Source organism: Halorubrum aidingense JCM 13560 (genome assembly GCF_000336995.1).
In the GTDB taxonomy this organism is placed as follows: domain Archaea; phylum Halobacteriota; class Halobacteria; order Halobacteriales; family Haloferacaceae; genus Halorubrum; species Halorubrum aidingense.
Map to the genome: position 1 here is coordinate 52,165 of NZ_AOJI01000026.1, position 15,025 is coordinate 67,189.

At 71.4% G+C, this 15,025-nt stretch carries 13 protein-coding genes; 11 read left to right on the plus strand and 2 right to left on the minus strand.

All coding sequences use genetic code 11. The features are described 5' to 3' along the window. The first annotated feature begins 66 nt into the window (after window positions 1-66). The 9 genes from cheB to C461_RS10605 all read left to right on the plus strand — a co-directional run bounded on the left by cheB (window position 67) and on the right by C461_RS10605 (window position 10,071). A complete protein-coding gene (gene cheB, locus C461_RS10565; RefSeq protein ID WP_080506280.1) occupies window positions 67-1,308 on the plus strand; it encodes a chemotaxis-specific protein-glutamate methyltransferase CheB in 1,242 nt (413 codons plus the stop codon). Then, window positions 1,308-3,554, plus strand: a complete 2,247-nt coding sequence (locus C461_RS10570; protein WP_008001086.1) for a chemotaxis protein CheA — start codon at window positions 1,308-1,310, stop codon at window positions 3,552-3,554. Before cheB ends, C461_RS10570 begins: the two co-directional genes overlap by 1 nt. After that, window positions 3,551-4,366 carry a CheR family methyltransferase gene (locus C461_RS10575; protein ID WP_008001087.1) on the plus strand — a complete coding sequence of 272 codons (816 nt, stop codon included), beginning with the start codon at window positions 3,551-3,553 and terminating at the stop codon, window positions 4,364-4,366. The genes C461_RS10570 and C461_RS10575 overlap by 4 nt, the downstream gene beginning before the upstream one ends. Continuing rightward, window positions 4,366-5,574: a HEAT repeat domain-containing protein gene (locus C461_RS10580; protein WP_008001088.1), complete on the plus strand. Its 1,209-nt coding sequence runs from the start codon at window positions 4,366-4,368 to the stop codon at window positions 5,572-5,574. The genes C461_RS10575 and C461_RS10580 overlap by 1 nt, the downstream gene beginning before the upstream one ends. After that, complete coding sequence (locus C461_RS10585) at window positions 5,575-6,447, plus strand: CheF family chemotaxis protein (protein WP_008001091.1); 873 nt, start codon at window positions 5,575-5,577, stop codon at window positions 6,445-6,447. 88 nt (window positions 6,448-6,535) lie between these two features. Then, window positions 6,536-7,249, plus strand: coding sequence for an HAD family hydrolase (locus C461_RS10590; protein WP_008001092.1), 714 nt, complete (start codon window positions 6,536-6,538; stop codon window positions 7,247-7,249). Then, window positions 7,246-7,932, plus strand: coding sequence for a class II aldolase/adducin family protein (locus C461_RS10595; protein ID WP_008001093.1), 687 nt, complete (start codon window positions 7,246-7,248; stop codon window positions 7,930-7,932). Before C461_RS10590 ends, C461_RS10595 begins: the two co-directional genes overlap by 4 nt. An 88-nt stretch (window positions 7,933-8,020) precedes the next feature. Continuing rightward, complete coding sequence (locus C461_RS10600; protein ID WP_008001094.1) at window positions 8,021-8,992, plus strand: ribose 1,5-bisphosphate isomerase; 972 nt, start codon at window positions 8,021-8,023, stop codon at window positions 8,990-8,992. Next, window positions 8,989-10,071, plus strand: coding sequence for a carbohydrate kinase family protein (locus C461_RS10605; RefSeq protein WP_008001095.1), 1,083 nt, complete (start codon window positions 8,989-8,991; stop codon window positions 10,069-10,071). Before C461_RS10600 ends, C461_RS10605 begins: the two co-directional genes overlap by 4 nt. A gap of 17 nt (window positions 10,072-10,088) precedes the next feature. Here C461_RS10605 and C461_RS10610 read toward each other — a convergent pair whose 3' ends face one another. Further along, window positions 10,089-11,291 carry a hypothetical protein gene (locus tag C461_RS10610; RefSeq protein ID WP_008001096.1) on the minus strand — a complete coding sequence of 401 codons (1,203 nt, stop codon included), beginning with the start codon at window positions 11,289-11,291 and terminating at the stop codon, window positions 10,089-10,091. A 59-nt stretch (window positions 11,292-11,350) separates the two neighbouring features. Then, on the minus strand, window positions 11,351-12,517 hold the full coding sequence (locus tag C461_RS10615; protein WP_008001097.1) for an asparaginase: 1,167 nt from the start codon (window positions 12,515-12,517) through the stop codon (window positions 11,351-11,353). Window positions 12,518-12,929: 412 nt separating this feature from the next. Between C461_RS10615 and C461_RS10620 the strand changes: the two genes are divergently transcribed. Both C461_RS10620 and C461_RS10625 read left to right on the plus strand, forming a co-directional pair. Further along, a complete protein-coding gene (locus C461_RS10620; protein ID WP_049906575.1) occupies window positions 12,930-13,151 on the plus strand; it encodes a hypothetical protein in 222 nt (73 codons plus the stop codon). 201 nt (window positions 13,152-13,352) lie between these two features. Continuing rightward, a complete protein-coding gene (locus tag C461_RS10625; RefSeq protein WP_008001106.1) occupies window positions 13,353-15,011 on the plus strand; it encodes a DUF255 domain-containing protein in 1,659 nt (552 codons plus the stop codon). The last annotated feature ends 14 nt before the right edge of the window (window positions 15,012-15,025 follow it).

The window sequence follows — 15,025 nt, forward strand, 5'->3', positions numbered from 1 at the left end:
CCCTGAATTATCAGGGGTGATTACTGGGTCCGTGGGTTTATGCTGATTCTGAGACCGCTTACGGACATGAGTAGGACGACGGATCGGCGGGGCGGTCGCGGGGATCCCGTGCGGGCGGTGGTCGTCGACGACTCGCCGTTCATGCGAGGGCTGATCGCCGACCTCCTGACTGACGGCGGGGTGTCGGTGGTCGGGGAGGCCGGCGACGGCGCGGAGGCGCTGTCGGTGGTCGCCGAGACACGCCCCGACGTGGTGACGATGGACGTCGAGATGCCGGGAATGGGCGGCCTCGAAGCCGTCGAGCGGCTGATGGACGAGACGCCGACGCCCGTGTTGATGCTGTCCGCACACACGGCCGAGGGCGCGTCGGTCACGTTCGAGGCGCTCGAGCGCGGTGCGGTGGACTTCTTCTCGAAGCCCGGTGGCGAGGTTTCGACCGGCGTCTCTCGGGAATCGGACCGGCTCGTCGAGGCCGTCAAATCGGTGGCGGGGGCCGACCTCGCCGCGGCGACGCGCGATCGGCGCGAGCGAGAGAGACGAGACGGGTCCGCGGCTCGATCCGCGTCGACCGACGCGTCGAGTCCGTCGGTGGGAGCGGGATCGGCGACGGGAGCGGGATCGGCGACGGCGACGGAACCGGGATCGGCGGCAGGATCGACGACGGCGACGGGACCGGGGTCGACCGCGGGATCGGCGGCAGGATCGACGACGGCGACGGGACCGAGCGAAGTCGCCGTCGACGGGCCGCTGACCGTGGTGATCGCCGCGTCCACGGGCGGTCCGAACGCGGTCGAGCGCGTGATGGCCGCGCTGCCGATGGCGGACTGCCGCGTCGTCATCGTCCAGCACATGCCCGAGGCGTTCACGCCGCGCTTCGCGGAGCGACTCGACGCCGCGTCGGCGTACGACGTCCGCGAGGCGAGCGACGGCGCGCGGATCGGGGCCGGCGAGGCGCTCGTCGCCTCCGGCGGGAGCCACACGCGGATCGACAGCTATCGGGCGGGACGGCTCCGCGTCAAGCTTGACGAGGACGACTCTCAGTCGGTCACGCCCGCCGCGGACGTCACGATGCGCTCGGCCGCCGAGGTGGTCGACGGGCCGCTCGTCGGGGTCGTGTTGACCGGAATGGGTTCGGACGCGGCCGAGGGAATTCGGGCGATGGCGGACGCGGGAGCGCGAACGCTCGCGCAGAGCGAGGACACCTGCGTCATCTACGGCATGCCGAAGCGCGCCGTCGAGACGGGCGGCGTCGACGAGGTACGCGACCTCGACGACGTGGCCGGCGCGATACTCGGGGGTGAGGCCTGATGGACTCGCACCGCGCCGCGTTCGTCGCCGAGGCGGAGGAGGGCATCACCGATCTCAACAACGCCCTGCTCGCGCTCGAGGCGGACCCGGAGGACGCCGCGGCGATGGACGACGTGTTCCGCGTCGCCCACACGCTGAAAGGGAACGCCGCGGCGATGGGCTACGAGGACGTCTCCTCGTTCGGCCACGCGCTGGAGGACCTGTTGGACGCGGTCCGACAGGGCGAGCGGGAGGTGACGCCGGAGCTGATGGACCTGCTCTTCGAGGGCGTCGACACCGTCGAGGCGATGGTCGCGGAGATCGCCGACAGCGGCGACGTGACCACGGACCCGTCCGACCTCGAACGCCGACTGCGCGCGATGGAGGAGGACGGCATCGAGGGCGGTGCAAGCGACGAGAGCACCGCTGGCGACGATGAGACCGCGAGCGACGAGAGCGGTGAGAGAGGCGAGGGAGGCGAGATCGAGGGCGGCGGCGCTGACGACGGTGGCGCCGCCGGCGAGACCGCACGTTCCGTCCCCGACCTCCCCGACGCGGCCGCCGACCTCGACGCGCCCGTCGTGTACGCGGCCGTCACGATCGGCGAGACGGCGATGGCCGGCGTCGACGCCGCGCTCGTGTTACAGGCGCTCGACGGCCAGTTCGACGGCCACGTCACCGACCCGGCTCCGGACGCGCTAGAGGACGGCGAGTACGACGAGGGGTTCGACGCCTTCGTCGCCGCCGCCGACCCCGCCGTCGTCGCCGAGGGACTCGGCGCACTCACGCAGGTCGAGGCGGTGGAGACGGCGGTCGTCGGCGACGGGGAGGCCGACAGCGACGCGGCAGAAGCGACCGATAACGACGCGACGAATCCGGAGGGCGATGTGGCTGAGGCGACGGACGGTGACACGGTGGAAGCGGACGACACGGCGGAGGCAGACGGTGACACGGCGGAGGCGGGCGACGCGGGTTCCCGCTCGGGGTCCAGTTCCGGCTCCGCCGACCGCGACGAGATCAAGTCGATCCGGGTCGACGTCGACCAGGTCGACGAGCTGTACGGGCTCGTCGAGCAGCTGGTGACGAGCCGGATCAAGCTCCGGCGGGAGCTGGCGGAATCGAACGTCCAGTCGGACGCGCTAGACGAGCTCGACAAGCTCGCGTCCAGCCTGCAGGACACGGCGATGGACATGCGGCTCATCCCGTTCTCGCAGGTGTCGGACTCGTTCCCGCGGCTCGTTCGCGACATCTCGCGCGACCTCGACAAACAGATCGCCTTCGAGATCGAGGGCGACGACGTGGAGCTCGACCGGACGATCCTGACGGAGATGCGCGACCCGCTCGTGCACGTCCTCCGAAACGCGGTCGATCACGGCATCGAGTCGCCGGCGGAGCGCGAGGCCGCCGGCAAGGACCCGACCGGTCGCGTCCGGCTCCGCGCCGAGCGCGAACGCGATCACGTCATCATCGAGGTCGTCGACGACGGCGGCGGGCTCGACGCCGACCAGCTTCGCGAGAAGGCCGTCGACGAGGGCGTCAAGAGCCGCGAGGCGGTCGAAGCGATGTCGGACGACGAGGCGTACGACCTCGTGTTCCACCCCGGCTTCTCCACCGCGGAGGAGGTCACGGACGTCTCCGGCCGCGGGGTCGGAATGGACGTGGTCCGGACGACCGCCCGCGACCTCGACGGCTCGGTCGCCGTCGAGAGCGACCCGGGTGAAGGGACCACGGTTCGGTTCCGGCTCCCGGTCACCGTCGCCATCGTGAAGGTGATGTTCGTCGACGTCGGCGGCACGGAGTACGGCATCCCGATCAAATCGATCGCCGAGGTCGCCCGCGCGAACGACGTCGAGGAGGTCCACGGCGACGAGATCGTCCGACACGAGGACGACCTGTACCCCGTGATCCGACTGAGCGAGCGGCTCGCCGACAGCGGTGCGGTGGCGGCCGGATCGGGCGCGAGCGGGTCGACGGCTAACGCGGGCGAACCGGTCGCCGACGCCACCGAACCGACGGCCGACACCACCGAACCGACGGCCGACGCCGGCTCCGCGTCGACCGACGGCGGCGTCGACGGCGACGGGATGCTCGTCCGCATCCGCGAGGAGACGCGGCAGGTCGCGCTCCACTGCGACGCCGTCCTCGATCAGGAGGAGGTCGTGGTGAAACCGCTCGACGGGCCGCTGTCGGGGACGCCGGGGCTCAGCGGAACGGCCGTCCTCGGCGACGGCGACGTGGTGGCCGTCCTCGACGTGGTGAGCCTATGACCAGAGACACCGAGACGGAGACCGCCTTCGAGGGCGTCCTCCGGCAGATAGACGACACCGTCCCGTTCGAGCCGGGGTACTACAACGAGTCGTACCTCGACCGGCGGATCACCGCCCGGATGCGCCGCCGCGACACCGAGTCGCACACGGAGTACGAGCGGCTGCTTCGCGAGGACGACGGCGAACGGCAGGCGCTGATGGACGCGCTCACGATCAACGTGACGGAGTTCTTCCGCAACCCGGAGATGTGGGACGTGCTCCGCGGCGTGCTCCGCGAGCGGACCGCAGAGCAGCGGCGCGTCCGCGTCTGGTCGGCGCCGTCCGCGGACGGCCGGGAGCCGTACTCGGTCGCCATGCTCGCGTGCGACGACCCCGAGATAGACGAGTCGCGCGTCGAGGTGCTCGGCTCGGACATCAGCGAGGAGGCGCTCGATAACGCCCGCGACGGTGTCTACCACACCACCCGGACGACGGACATCGCGGCGGAGCTCGAACCGCTCTCGGACCCCGACCGGTACGTCGAACGCGACGAGGACGCGTTCCGCGTCCGACGAGAGGTCCAGCGGCTCGTCGACTTCGAGACGCACGACCTCATCCGCGACGGCGCGCGCGATCCCTTCGACGTGGTGTTGTGTCGCAACCTCCTCATCTACATCGACGTCGACCACAAGGGCGCGCTGTTCGACACGTTGGAGGCGTCGCTGGCCGACGACGGCGTGCTCGTGCTCGGGATGACCGAGAGCGTCCCGCCGGACCGCACGGACCGGTACGAGGCGATCGACAAGCGCCGGCGGGTGTTCCGGAGGGCCTGATGTCGCTATATCAGCACGCGCGGGACGGCAACGTCGAACGGCTCAGAGACGCGCTCGGCAGCGACAGCGCCGCGGTGCGGAAACGCGCCGTCGAGTTCCTCGGCGAACTCGGTGACGTCGACGAGCAGGCGACCATCGACGGCCTCCTGCGGGCGGCGACGACCGACGACGACCCGGAGGTCCGCGGGGCTGCCGTCGACGCGCTCGACGAGATCGGCGAGGCAGCGCTCGAACAGCTCCTCGCCGAACTCACCGGAACCAGCGGCTCGGAGGCGGAGTGGGTCACCGCCCGCAAGTTCGCCCGCGCGCTGCAGGCCGACCGACCGGAGCTCCGGATGGCGGCCGCGCGGGCCCTCGGGCGGCTCGACGACGCGAGCGGGCTCCAACACCTCGTGAAGGCGCTCTCGGACGAGGACCCGCGGGTCCGGCTCCGGGCGTGTGAGGCCTGCGGAACCTTCGCGGACCCCCGGGCGGTCCCCGGGCTGACCGAGCGATTGGACGACGAGCCCCGCGTCAAGCGGGCCGCGGCGAACGCGCTGGGAAGCATCGGCACCGACGGGGCGCTGGCGCCCCTGCTCGATCTCCTCGGCGATTCCGACGAGTCGATCCGCCGTATCGCCGCCGGTGCGCTCGGGAAGGCGAACAACCCGGAGCCGGTCGAGCCGCTGGCGCGGGCGCTCGGCGACGAGAGCGCGGTCGTCCGCAACGCCGCCGTCTACTCGATCATCGAGCTGCTCTCGAACGTGCCGACCCAGCACAGCCACGCGGTGCGTGACCGCGTCGTCTCCGAGCTGAAGGCGGCCGACGACGACACCGTGGTCGAGCCCCTAGTCGAGATCCTCACCGAGGGACAGCAGTCCCGCCAGCGGCGGAACGCGGCGTGGATCCTCGGGCGTATCGCCGAGCCGCAGTCGGCGCTCGCGGTTGAGGCGCTCGCGGACGCGCTCGCGGACGACGACCCCCAAACTGCCCAGTTCGCGGCCACGAGCCTCAAGAGCCTCGGCGGGCCGGTCGTCGAGGACCGGCTCCTCGACCGAGTCGGAACGGAGCACCCCGAGGACGCGCGAGCGAAGGCGGTGTTCGTGCTCGGACAGATCGGCGGCCAAGAGTCGCTGAACCGGCTCGAATCGTTCACCGACGACGACAGCACGGCAGTCAGAAAGCGCGTGTTCTCGGCGGTGTCCAAGCTCCGAGCGGGGGGACCCTAAATGAGCGACAACCAGGGCGAGTACAAGATCACCGACACGCAGGGGCGATTCGCGGTCGCCGTCCGCGACGGCCGAAAGATGAACGACGTCTCGTGGACCACCGGGCGCGTGCTCCTCTCGAACCGGCGGCTGATCCTCGCGGGCAACGACGGGAAGCGAACGGTCCCGCTCTCGAAGCTCCGCGGGCTCGGCGGCCGCCACGACGCCAACCAGTCGGTCGCGCGCGTTTCGAACTACGTGAGTTTCGACCTCGGCGACCAGGTGCTGCTCGTCGCGGCGGCGGAACACGAGGAGTTCGAACGCGACGTGTACCGGGCGCTGCTCGACCAGCGGACGGTGATGGCGAAACACCCCGCGATCGAGGGAGGCGTGGTACAGGACACCCAGTGGGAGCAAGCGCGCGTGAAGATCGACGAAAACGGCCTCAACGCGGCGTTGGAAAGCGGCGCGTTCGTGAAGTTCGACCTCGACGACATCAGCGGACTCGACGCCGCCAAACGCACCGTCAGCGGCGAGAAGAAACCCGTGATCGAGGTGTCGCACACCGACGACGAGGGGACGAGCATCGAGACGCACATCGCCGGGGATCCGAGTCGGATGCGCTTCGTCGAGGCGTGGCTCCACAAGGGCGAAGAGCGGAGCTCCACCAACGTCGACCTGTCCAGCCGCGATCGGGAGGTGTTGATGGCGCTGTACTCGGGCGTCTCCCCGTTCGAGATCCCGTCGTTCCTCGGGATGGACGTCGACGACGTCGAGAAGACGTTCGAGCGGCTCGTCGACCTCGAAGTGGTCGAAGAGGTGCGGATCCGCCGCGAGGTGGCGCTGAACTCTCGCGGGCGCAACATCGCCAGCGAGGCGATGAACGAACAGTAGCCGGGTCGCCGTCGCGTTCGTCTCGGTGTCCCGAAGGCGCCGACGCCGTCGACCCATATTTAAGTCGCCGCCCGACCGAGGTGACGACATGAGCTACGAGGCGGTCTTTTTCGACCTCGACAACACCTTGTACCCGTACTCGCCCTGCAACGAGGCGGGAAAACGGGCGGCGCTCGCGGCGTTCCGCGAGCACGGGTACGACATGGATCGGGAGACGTTCGACGAGCTGTACGCGACCGGACGCCGAGAGGCGAAACGCGAGGTCAGACACACCGCGGCGTCCCACGAGCGAGTGATCTACTTCAAGCGGGCGCTCCGAAACCACGCCGACGTTCACGACGCCGCGGCCGCGCTCGCGGTCGGCGAGGCGTACTGGGACGGCTACATGGACGAGATGTCGCTCTGTGACGGGGTCGAGGGAGTCCTCACCGCGCTCTCCGAGGCGGACACGTCGGTCGCGATCGTCACGAACCTCGTCACTCGCGTCCAGTTGGAGAAGCTCACGCGGCTGGGGATCGACGCGCACGTCGACCGGCTCGTCACCTCCGAGGAGGTCGGCCGCGAGAAGCCGAGCGCGGTCCCGTTCACGACGGCGCTCGCGGCGCTCGACCTCCGCCCGAGTGAGGTCCTCGTGGTCGGCGACAACGCGGAGGCGGACATCGCGGGCGCGAACGCGCTCGGGATCGACACGGCCCTGTTCGTCGCCGACGGCGACGCGCCGGCGGACGACGAGCTTCGCGACTCACAGCGGCCCGACTATCGGCTGAGCGAGTTCGCCGACCTGACGGAGGTGGCGGTATGAGCGACGGCGGCGGCGACAGCGGCGGCAATCCGGACCTGCTGCGAGACGCCCGCGAGGCGGTCGTCGAGTACGCGCCCGCGCTCGCCGACCTGACGCCCGGGCGCACCGGCAACCTCAGCGTCCGCGACGGCGACGCGGTCGCGGTCACTCCGACGGGCGTCCCCTACGACTCCTTCGACGCCGTCGACGTGCCGGTCGTCGCCCTCGACGGCGAGCGGCTGGCGGGGCGGATGGCGCCGTCGAGCGAGGTGCCGATGCACACGGGCATTTATAAACACGACCGGCCGGGCGCGATCGTCCACACCCACTCGCCGTGGGCGACGACGATGGCGACGCTCCACCGGGCGCTCCCGCCCGTCCACTACATGATCGCCGCCGTCGGTCGGACGGTCCCGCTCGCCGATTACGCGCCGTACGGCACCGAGGAGTTGGCCGCGAACGTGGTCGCCGCGATGGCGGAGGCCGACTCCGACGCCGCGATCCTCGCGAACCACGGGCTCGTCGTCACCGGCCCCGACGTCGAGACGGCGGTCGAGAACACCCACCACGTCGAGGACCTCTGTCGGCTCTATCTCCGGGCGTCGTCCGTCGGCGAGCCCCACGTCCTCACCGACGAGCAGATGGCGACCGTCGAGGAGCGCTTCGAGAGCTACGGGCAACAGCCGGACGCTGACGGCGGGTAACCGGCGGCATCTCGCCGGATCGACTCCACCTCCCGCTTCCCCACCCATCGCCCGGTTTTATAAATACCGCGGCGGCTACGGGATCGGTATGACCGAGCACGAGCCGGCGGCCGCGGTGCGGGAGACCGCCGACGAGATCGCGACCATGGAGATCCGCGGGGCGGCGACCATCGCCTCGGCGGCCGCCGAGGCGCTCGCCGAACAGGCCCGCGCGGCCGCGGCGGAGGGGCCGACCGCGAGCGACCCCGAGGCCTTCCGGGCGTCGATGCGCGCGGCGGGGCGGACCCTGCGCGAGACGCGCCCGACCGCCGTCTCGCTGCCGAACGCGCTCAGGTACGTCCTCCAGCGGATGGACGGCGAGGGGGTCGACGACCTGCGCCGGAACGTCGTCGACGCGAGCGAGGCGTTCGTCCGCCAGCTCGACCGCGCCCAAGACGACCTCGGACAGGTCGGCGCGAACCGCCTCGCCGACGGCGACACGGTGATGACGCACTGCCACTCGACGGACGCGCTCGCGTGCATCGAGGCCGCCGTCGACCAGGGGAAGTCGATATCCGCGGTCGTCAAAGAGACGCGCCCGCGTCAGCAGGGGCACATCACCGCCGAACAGCTGCGCGACATCGGGGTCCCGGTCACGCTCATCGTCGACTCTGCGGCGCGTCGGTACCTCGACGAAGTCGACCACGTCGTCGTCGGCGCCGACTCCATCGCGGCCGACGGCGGGGTGATCAACAAGATCGGCACCTCGGGGCTCGCCGTCAACGCCCGCGAGCGCGGCGTGCCGATCATGACCGCGGCACAGACGATCAAGCTTCACCCGGAGACGCTGACGGGCCACACCGTCGAGATCGAGATGCGCGACGAGACCGAGGTCATCTCCCCCGACGACCGCGAAGCGATCGGCGAGATCGCCGTCGAGAACCCGGCGTTCGACGTGACGCCGCCGCGATACATGGACGCGATCGTCACGGAACACGGCCAGTTCCCGCCCGAGAGCATCGTGACGCTGATGCGGGAGCTGTTCGGCGAGGGCGCCGAAGAGCCGTGGGCCGAGCCATGAGCGAGGGGGAGTCGCCGGACGGGGGTTCGGACCGCGCTCCCGACTCGGACGCGGATCACGCCCCTGACCCGGACGCGGATCACGCACCTGACCCGGACCCGGACCTCGCGCCCGAGGAGTCCAGCCGCGTCCCGAAGGTGATCTCGGCGGGCCACATCAACTGGGACGTGACGATCCACGTCGAGGAGCTGCCGGAGCCGGACGGCGAGACGCGGATCGAGCGGCTCGAACAGTCCGGCGGAGGCAGCGCCGCGAACGTCGCGGTCGGACTCGTCGACTTGGGCGGCCAGTCGGTCGTCTACGGGAGCGTCGGCGGCGACGAGTCGGGCGCGCTCGCGCTCCGCGAGCTCGCGAGCGCCGGGGTCGACCCCGGGCAGGTGCTCGTGGACGCGGACGAGCCGACGTCGGTGAAGTACGTGATCGTCGACGGCGGCGGCGAGCTGCTCATGCTGGCGAACGACGGGGCCAACGAGTCGTTCACGGCGGCCGAACTCGACCGCGATACGCTGGCGGCGGCCGACCACCTCCACCTCACCGGCCAGCAGCCGGAGACGGCGGCCGCGCTGGCGACGGCCGCGGGCGAGGCGGGCGCGACCCGCAGCTTCGACCCCGGCCGACGCGTCGGCGACCGCGAGTTCGACGCCGCGCTCCACGCGACCGACGTGCTCTTTTTAAATGCCCGCGAGGCGAACGCGCTCGCCGACGCGACCGACATCGACCCGTGGGAGCCGGACGACCGCGTCGTCGCGATCAAACTCGGGAGCGAGGGCGCGACGGTCCGGACGCCCCACGGCGACGTGTCGCACCCCGGGTTCGGCGTCGATCCGGTCGACACGGCCGGCGCCGGCGACGCGTTCGCGGCCGGATTCCTCGGCGCCGCGCTGCGCGAGCCCGAGATCACCGGCGACGGGTTCTCGCACGACCCTCGCGATTATCAGGTCCCCCTGCTCGTCGGCAACGCCTGCGGCGCGATCGCGGCCGAGACCGTGACCGCCCGGACGTCCCTCTCGTGGGACCGGATCCGGGAGACGATGGGCGATTCGCCCGAGTCGGATCTGCTGATCGAGATCCGGGTCTGATCGCCGCTCGCGGTGTCTCAGTCTCTTTCACCGACGTAATCGAACGCGACCGCGAGGTCGTCGGCGCCCCAGAAGACGAACCGATAGCGGCCCGGAAGCAGGTCGGGGCACACCCGGAGCGTGTCCGCGTGCGGGCCGCCCTCGACGAGCCCGGCTTCGGTCATCTCGAACTCCCAGTGGAGCGTCTCGCCGGGGCGGACGCCGATCGCCTCGTCGGTGTATTCGAACGTGTCGTCGCGGTCGCCCCCGCGGATCTCCGTCCACCCCGACTCGGTGCGCAGTTCGAGGTTGTACTTCCCCTGGTTGCCGACGTGAACCGCTCGGGCTGAGACGTTCGTCAACTCGATCCGGAAGCGGGTCCCGCGGGCGATCGTCAACGGCTCGGAGGCGGGATCGTCGTCTCCGGGGATAACGGCCCGAAGCGCCAGCGGGCCGTCGCCTCCGCTGCCCTCGCCGTCGCTGTCGTCGCCCCCGCTGACGCCGCCGTCGTCGCCCCCGCTGACGCCGCCGTCGTCGCCCCAGTTGACCTCGCCCTCGTACGCCTGCGGGTGGCGCTCGAATCCCTCCGTCTCGCACTCGAACGCGGCGGGGATCGACGCCGGATCGCGGTCGGGACGGACGCCGCCGGGGAGCGCCTCGGCATCGAGGACGCCGTCCTCCCCGGACACCTCGGCCGTCTCGCCCCAGCCGTCGGTGATCGACAGCCGGATCGCGTCGGGGAGCGGGTCGGTCGTGACACGGAGCAGCGCCCCGGAGTACGTGATCGCCTCCCCGCACGCCTCGTTCGCCTCGGCGGTGTCCTCGACCGTCGCGGCCCCGACGAGCGTCCCGTCCTCGACGGCGACGTCCGCGAACGAGATCTCGCTGTGGCAGGTCGTGGGACCGACCGACTCCGCGTACGCGAGCACCGACGCGTCGAAGTCGGTCTCCTCGACGAACGCTCGCGTCTCCGCGTCGGCCTCCCGGAGCAGCCACGGATCCCCGTCCTCGTCGGTGAGCAGCGCACAGAACCCGCGCCGCACATTCGAGTCCCAGGCGGGACCGGTGAGCGCCCGGCCGACCTGGTGAACCGAGGCGTCGGGGTCGTCGCTTCCGGACCCGTCATCGCTTCCGGGCCCGCCGTCGCTTCCGGACCCACTAGTGCAGCCGGCGAGAGCCACGGAGCCGCCTGCGCCGATTCCCCACAGGAGCCGTCGTCGCGTGGGTTCGGGTTCGCTCATGCCGGTCCCTTCGACGCGCCCGCATAAGGGCTTCCCGTAGACACAAACGCCGCTCTGTGTTACCTCGTCGGGTCGAACAGCCCCCGAAGCTCCGCGCGGCCGAGGCCGGACGCGAGGCCGAGCGCGAGCGCGATCCGCGCTTTCGACGCCGGGAGCGTCCCGGCGAAGACGACGCCGTGGCCCGCGAGGGTGACGGCGCCGCCGGGCGTCCCGTACACGGGTTCCGTGGGGCCTGCGGGCGGTCGTCCGGCGACGACGACCGGCACGTCGTCGACGATCTCGGCCACGGCGTCGCCGATCGCGGCGGTGGCGTTCCCGAGCCCGGTCCCCTCGATCACGATCCCGCCGACGCCGGCGTCGACCGCGCGCTCGATCTGGCCGGCGCCCGCGCCGGTTCCGGAGTGAATCACCGGGACTGCAGGCACCTCGGGTGCCTCGGGCACCGCTGAGGCCTCGGACGCCGCGGACATCTCGGACGTTTCGGACGTCTCCGTGTGCCCGTCCGCGGGGTCGATCGCGTCCGCGAGCGGGTCGACGGCGACCCCTCGGCTCGGTTCGCGGAGCACGCGCTCGTCGGCTCGGGTGAACGTCGCGACCGGGCCGGCACCGGGCGAGGTCATCGTCGAGAGCGCGTTGCTGTGGCCCTTGATCGCGTCGCGGGCGGCGTGGAGTTCGTCGTCGAACGCGACGTGGACGCCCGGCGCGAATCGGTCGTCAGCGGCCGCTCGAACCGCGAGCGTCAGGTTCGCCGGCGCGTCGCTCGACGGCTCGTCCAGCCGCCGCTGCGCCCCCGTCACCACGACCGGCGCGGGCAGATCGGTCAGGAGATCGAGCGCGAACGCGGTGTCCGCGAGGGTGTCGGTGCCGTGGGTGACCACGACGCCGTCGGCTCCTTCTGCGACCGCCTCGCGGGCGGCGGTCGCGGTCGCGAGCACGTCGCGCCACCGGACGTCGAACCCCGGCTGCGCGCAGACCTCGCGGGCGGTCACCGTCGCGTACCGCTCGACGCCCGGGACCGCGGCGACGAGGTCGTCGCCCGTCTTCGCCGGCGCGGCGCCGCCCTCGCCCGGCTCGGAGGCGATGGTCCCGCCGCAGGCGACGACGGCGACATGGGGAAGCGATCCGCCGTCGGTCGCGGCGGGCGATCGCCGATCCCCGCTGGTCGTCGACTCCCGCTCTCGGTCGGCCGCCGTCCAGGCTCCGGTCGCCGCGTCGGATGGGTGCATACGCGAGGGTGGCCGCCGAGCACCAAAGCGGTTGGTCCTGCGGCAGGGTCGGGCGAGTTCGGACCGACGGCGATCCGACCGTCGTCCACAGTGCTCGAGAGCGAGAGTCCGTTCGATAGCGATCGGGTCCGATAGAGGGCGATCAAAACCGGTCGAGAACGCTTGAGAACGCTCGAGAACGAGCTGGAGCAGTCGAGCACAGTTGGGCGCGTTCGAGCGCGGACGAGACCGGTCGTGAGCGATCTAACGGCAATCACCGCGATCCGTGAGAAAAAGAATCTACGGGCCCAATAAAGAGTTAAACCGCCTCTCGTCGCGTTTTGAAACGTCCGGTGTGCGTCGAGAAACGTGGTGAAATCTCCCGAACCCTCTGCGGGCTATATGGGGTGGTCGGTCGTACGGAGATATGTCCATGTCAACCCCCGCTCCCACCCGACTCGCGTCCGGCCGACAGGTCGCCGGGCTGATGACCGGCACGATGAAAGCCGCCGCCTTCTGGGCGGCCATCGCGATCCCGGCGACGTACCCCGTGTTGCTGTACATGGGACTCGAGGGGACCACCGGTCTCCTGTTCGTCGCCCTGCTGATCGCCAACGCCCTCGCGCTCGCGCTCGGACACGACTACAATCGGTGACGGATCGGTGACGGATCGGTGACGGCGACGGGCGCTGACGTCGCCTGACGCCGGGCGAATCGTGCCGCTCCCTCCGCGGCTCTTCACGGCCTCCGCGGCTCTTCACGGCCCTCCCCCCTCTCCGCGAGTGCCCACTCCGAGCGATCCTCCGCATCCGCACCGTCTCGAAGCGCTTACCCGCGGTCCGGACCGACTGCCGGCATGACCGACGAGATGCACGTCGAGTGGCGCGACTGGGGCGCCGAGGCGTTCGCCGAGGCCGACGAGCGCGACTGTCCCGTGCTCCTCTCGCTGTCGGCGACGTGGTGTGAGGGCTGTCACGAGATGGACGCGATCACGTACGCCGAGCCGCGGATCGCCGCCAACGTCAACGAGGGGTTCGTCCCGGTGCGCGTCGACGTCGACCGACACCCTCGGGTGCGCGAGCGGTACAACATGGGCGGGTTCCCGACGACCGCCTTCCTCACTCCGACGGGCGAACTGCTCACCGGCGCCGGGTACCTCGACGTCGACGGAATGCGGCAGGTGCTCGAATCGGTGCGGACGATGTGGGCCGAAAAGGGCCGAGACGCGGGGCGTATCCCCCGCGCGCTCGACGGCGACCTGCCGCCGAGCGGCGAGGTGACGGACGCCATCGAGAGCCACCTCGCCGGTCAGATCGAGGTGAAGTACGACGAGGAGTACGCGGGGTGGGGCTCGGACGCGAAGTTCCCGCTTCCTCGCACCCTCGAGTTCGCGCTGAAGCGCGACCGCGACCGCGCCCTCCGAACGCTCGACGCCGTGCGCGATCACCTCGCCGACGAGGTCGCCGGCGGCTTCTTCCGGTTCGCCGGCACCCGCGACTGGGGCGACATCGCCTACGAGAAGCCGCTCGACACGAACGCCGCCGTCACGCGCGCGTTCGCGAACGCGTACCTCTACACCGGAGACGAGGCGTACCTCTCTCCCGCGACCGACGCGGTCGAGTTCCTGACCGACGAGTTATGGACCGGCTACGGCGTCGGCGGCAGCCTCGGGCCGGGGCTCGGTCGCGCGTACTACGCCGCCGCGGCCGACGACCGCGCCGACCTCGACTCGCCGCGCCGCGACCTCACCGTCTTCGCCGGCGGCAACGCCCTCGCGGCCGACGCGCTGCTCGCGGTCGCCGCCTACACCGACGACGACCGTGCCCGCGAGTACGCGGTGCGGATCCTCGACGGGCTCGAACGCGACCTGATCGACACCGAGTCCGGAGCGGTGACGCACTACCGCGGACACGACGAGGCCGGCGAGACCGATCTGCTGGAGGACGCGGCGCGGGTCGTGAGCGCGTACACCCGCGCGGCCGGCGTGCTCGGCGAGGGCGCGGCCGTCGCCCGCGCCGTCGCGGATCGGGCGATCGATCGGCTCCGCGTCGACGGCTCCTTCGTCGACGGACCGCGGTCGGGCGCAGGACTGCTCGACCGTCCGTTCCGCCCGCTCGACGGCAACGTCGAGCTGGCGACCGCCCTGCTCGACCTCGCCGCCCTCACCGGCGAGGAGCGCTACGGGTCGGTCGCCCGCGAGACGGCCGAATCGTTCGCCGGCGCGACCGAGCGGCTCGGCGTACAGGTCGCCGGCTACGGGAGCCTCGCGGGGCGACTGTGCCGCGGAACGACCGTCATCGCCGTCGGCGACGAGCCGGGCAGCGACCTCCACCGGGCGGCCTGGCGGGTGGCGGACCACGAGAAGGTCGTCGCGCCGAACGCCCACGTGACGGACGCGCCGGCGCCGCGGTCGGTCCCCGAGGGGTCGGCCGTCGTGATCGCCGGCGACGCCGTCTCGGAGCCCGCGGAAACGCCTGACGAGTTGATGACGCGGGTCGCCGAGTCGGCCGAGTAGGCGGCACCGACGGA

What these genes read in the sequence shown, in the direction of transcription:
- C461_RS10595 (WP_008001093.1), top strand. Translation starts at nt 7,246, where the DNA reads ATGAGCGACGGCGGCGGCGACAGCGGCGGCAATCCGGACCTGCTGCGA.
- C461_RS10610 (WP_008001096.1), bottom strand. Translation starts at nt 11,291, where the DNA reads ATGAGCGAACCCGAACCCACGCGACGACGGCTCCTGTGGGGAATCGGC.
- C461_RS10580 (WP_008001088.1), top strand. Translation starts at nt 4,366, where the DNA reads ATGTCGCTATATCAGCACGCGCGGGACGGCAACGTCGAACGGCTCAGA.
- C461_RS10570 (WP_008001086.1), top strand. Translation starts at nt 1,308, where the DNA reads ATGGACTCGCACCGCGCCGCGTTCGTCGCCGAGGCGGAGGAGGGCATC.
- C461_RS10600 (WP_008001094.1), top strand. Translation starts at nt 8,021, where the DNA reads ATGACCGAGCACGAGCCGGCGGCCGCGGTGCGGGAGACCGCCGACGAG.
- C461_RS10590 (WP_008001092.1), top strand. Translation starts at nt 6,536, where the DNA reads ATGAGCTACGAGGCGGTCTTTTTCGACCTCGACAACACCTTGTACCCG.
- C461_RS10605 (WP_008001095.1), top strand. Translation starts at nt 8,989, where the DNA reads ATGAGCGAGGGGGAGTCGCCGGACGGGGGTTCGGACCGCGCTCCCGAC.
- C461_RS10575 (WP_008001087.1), top strand. Translation starts at nt 3,551, where the DNA reads ATGACCAGAGACACCGAGACGGAGACCGCCTTCGAGGGCGTCCTCCGG.
- cheB (WP_080506280.1), top strand. Translation starts at nt 67, where the DNA reads ATGAGTAGGACGACGGATCGGCGGGGCGGTCGCGGGGATCCCGTGCGG.
- C461_RS10625 (WP_008001106.1), top strand. Translation starts at nt 13,353, where the DNA reads ATGACCGACGAGATGCACGTCGAGTGGCGCGACTGGGGCGCCGAGGCG.
- C461_RS10620 (WP_049906575.1), top strand. Translation starts at nt 12,930, where the DNA reads ATGTCAACCCCCGCTCCCACCCGACTCGCGTCCGGCCGACAGGTCGCC.
- C461_RS10585 (WP_008001091.1), top strand. Translation starts at nt 5,575, where the DNA reads ATGAGCGACAACCAGGGCGAGTACAAGATCACCGACACGCAGGGGCGA.
- C461_RS10615 (WP_008001097.1), bottom strand. Translation starts at nt 12,517, where the DNA reads ATGCACCCATCCGACGCGGCGACCGGAGCCTGGACGGCGGCCGACCGA.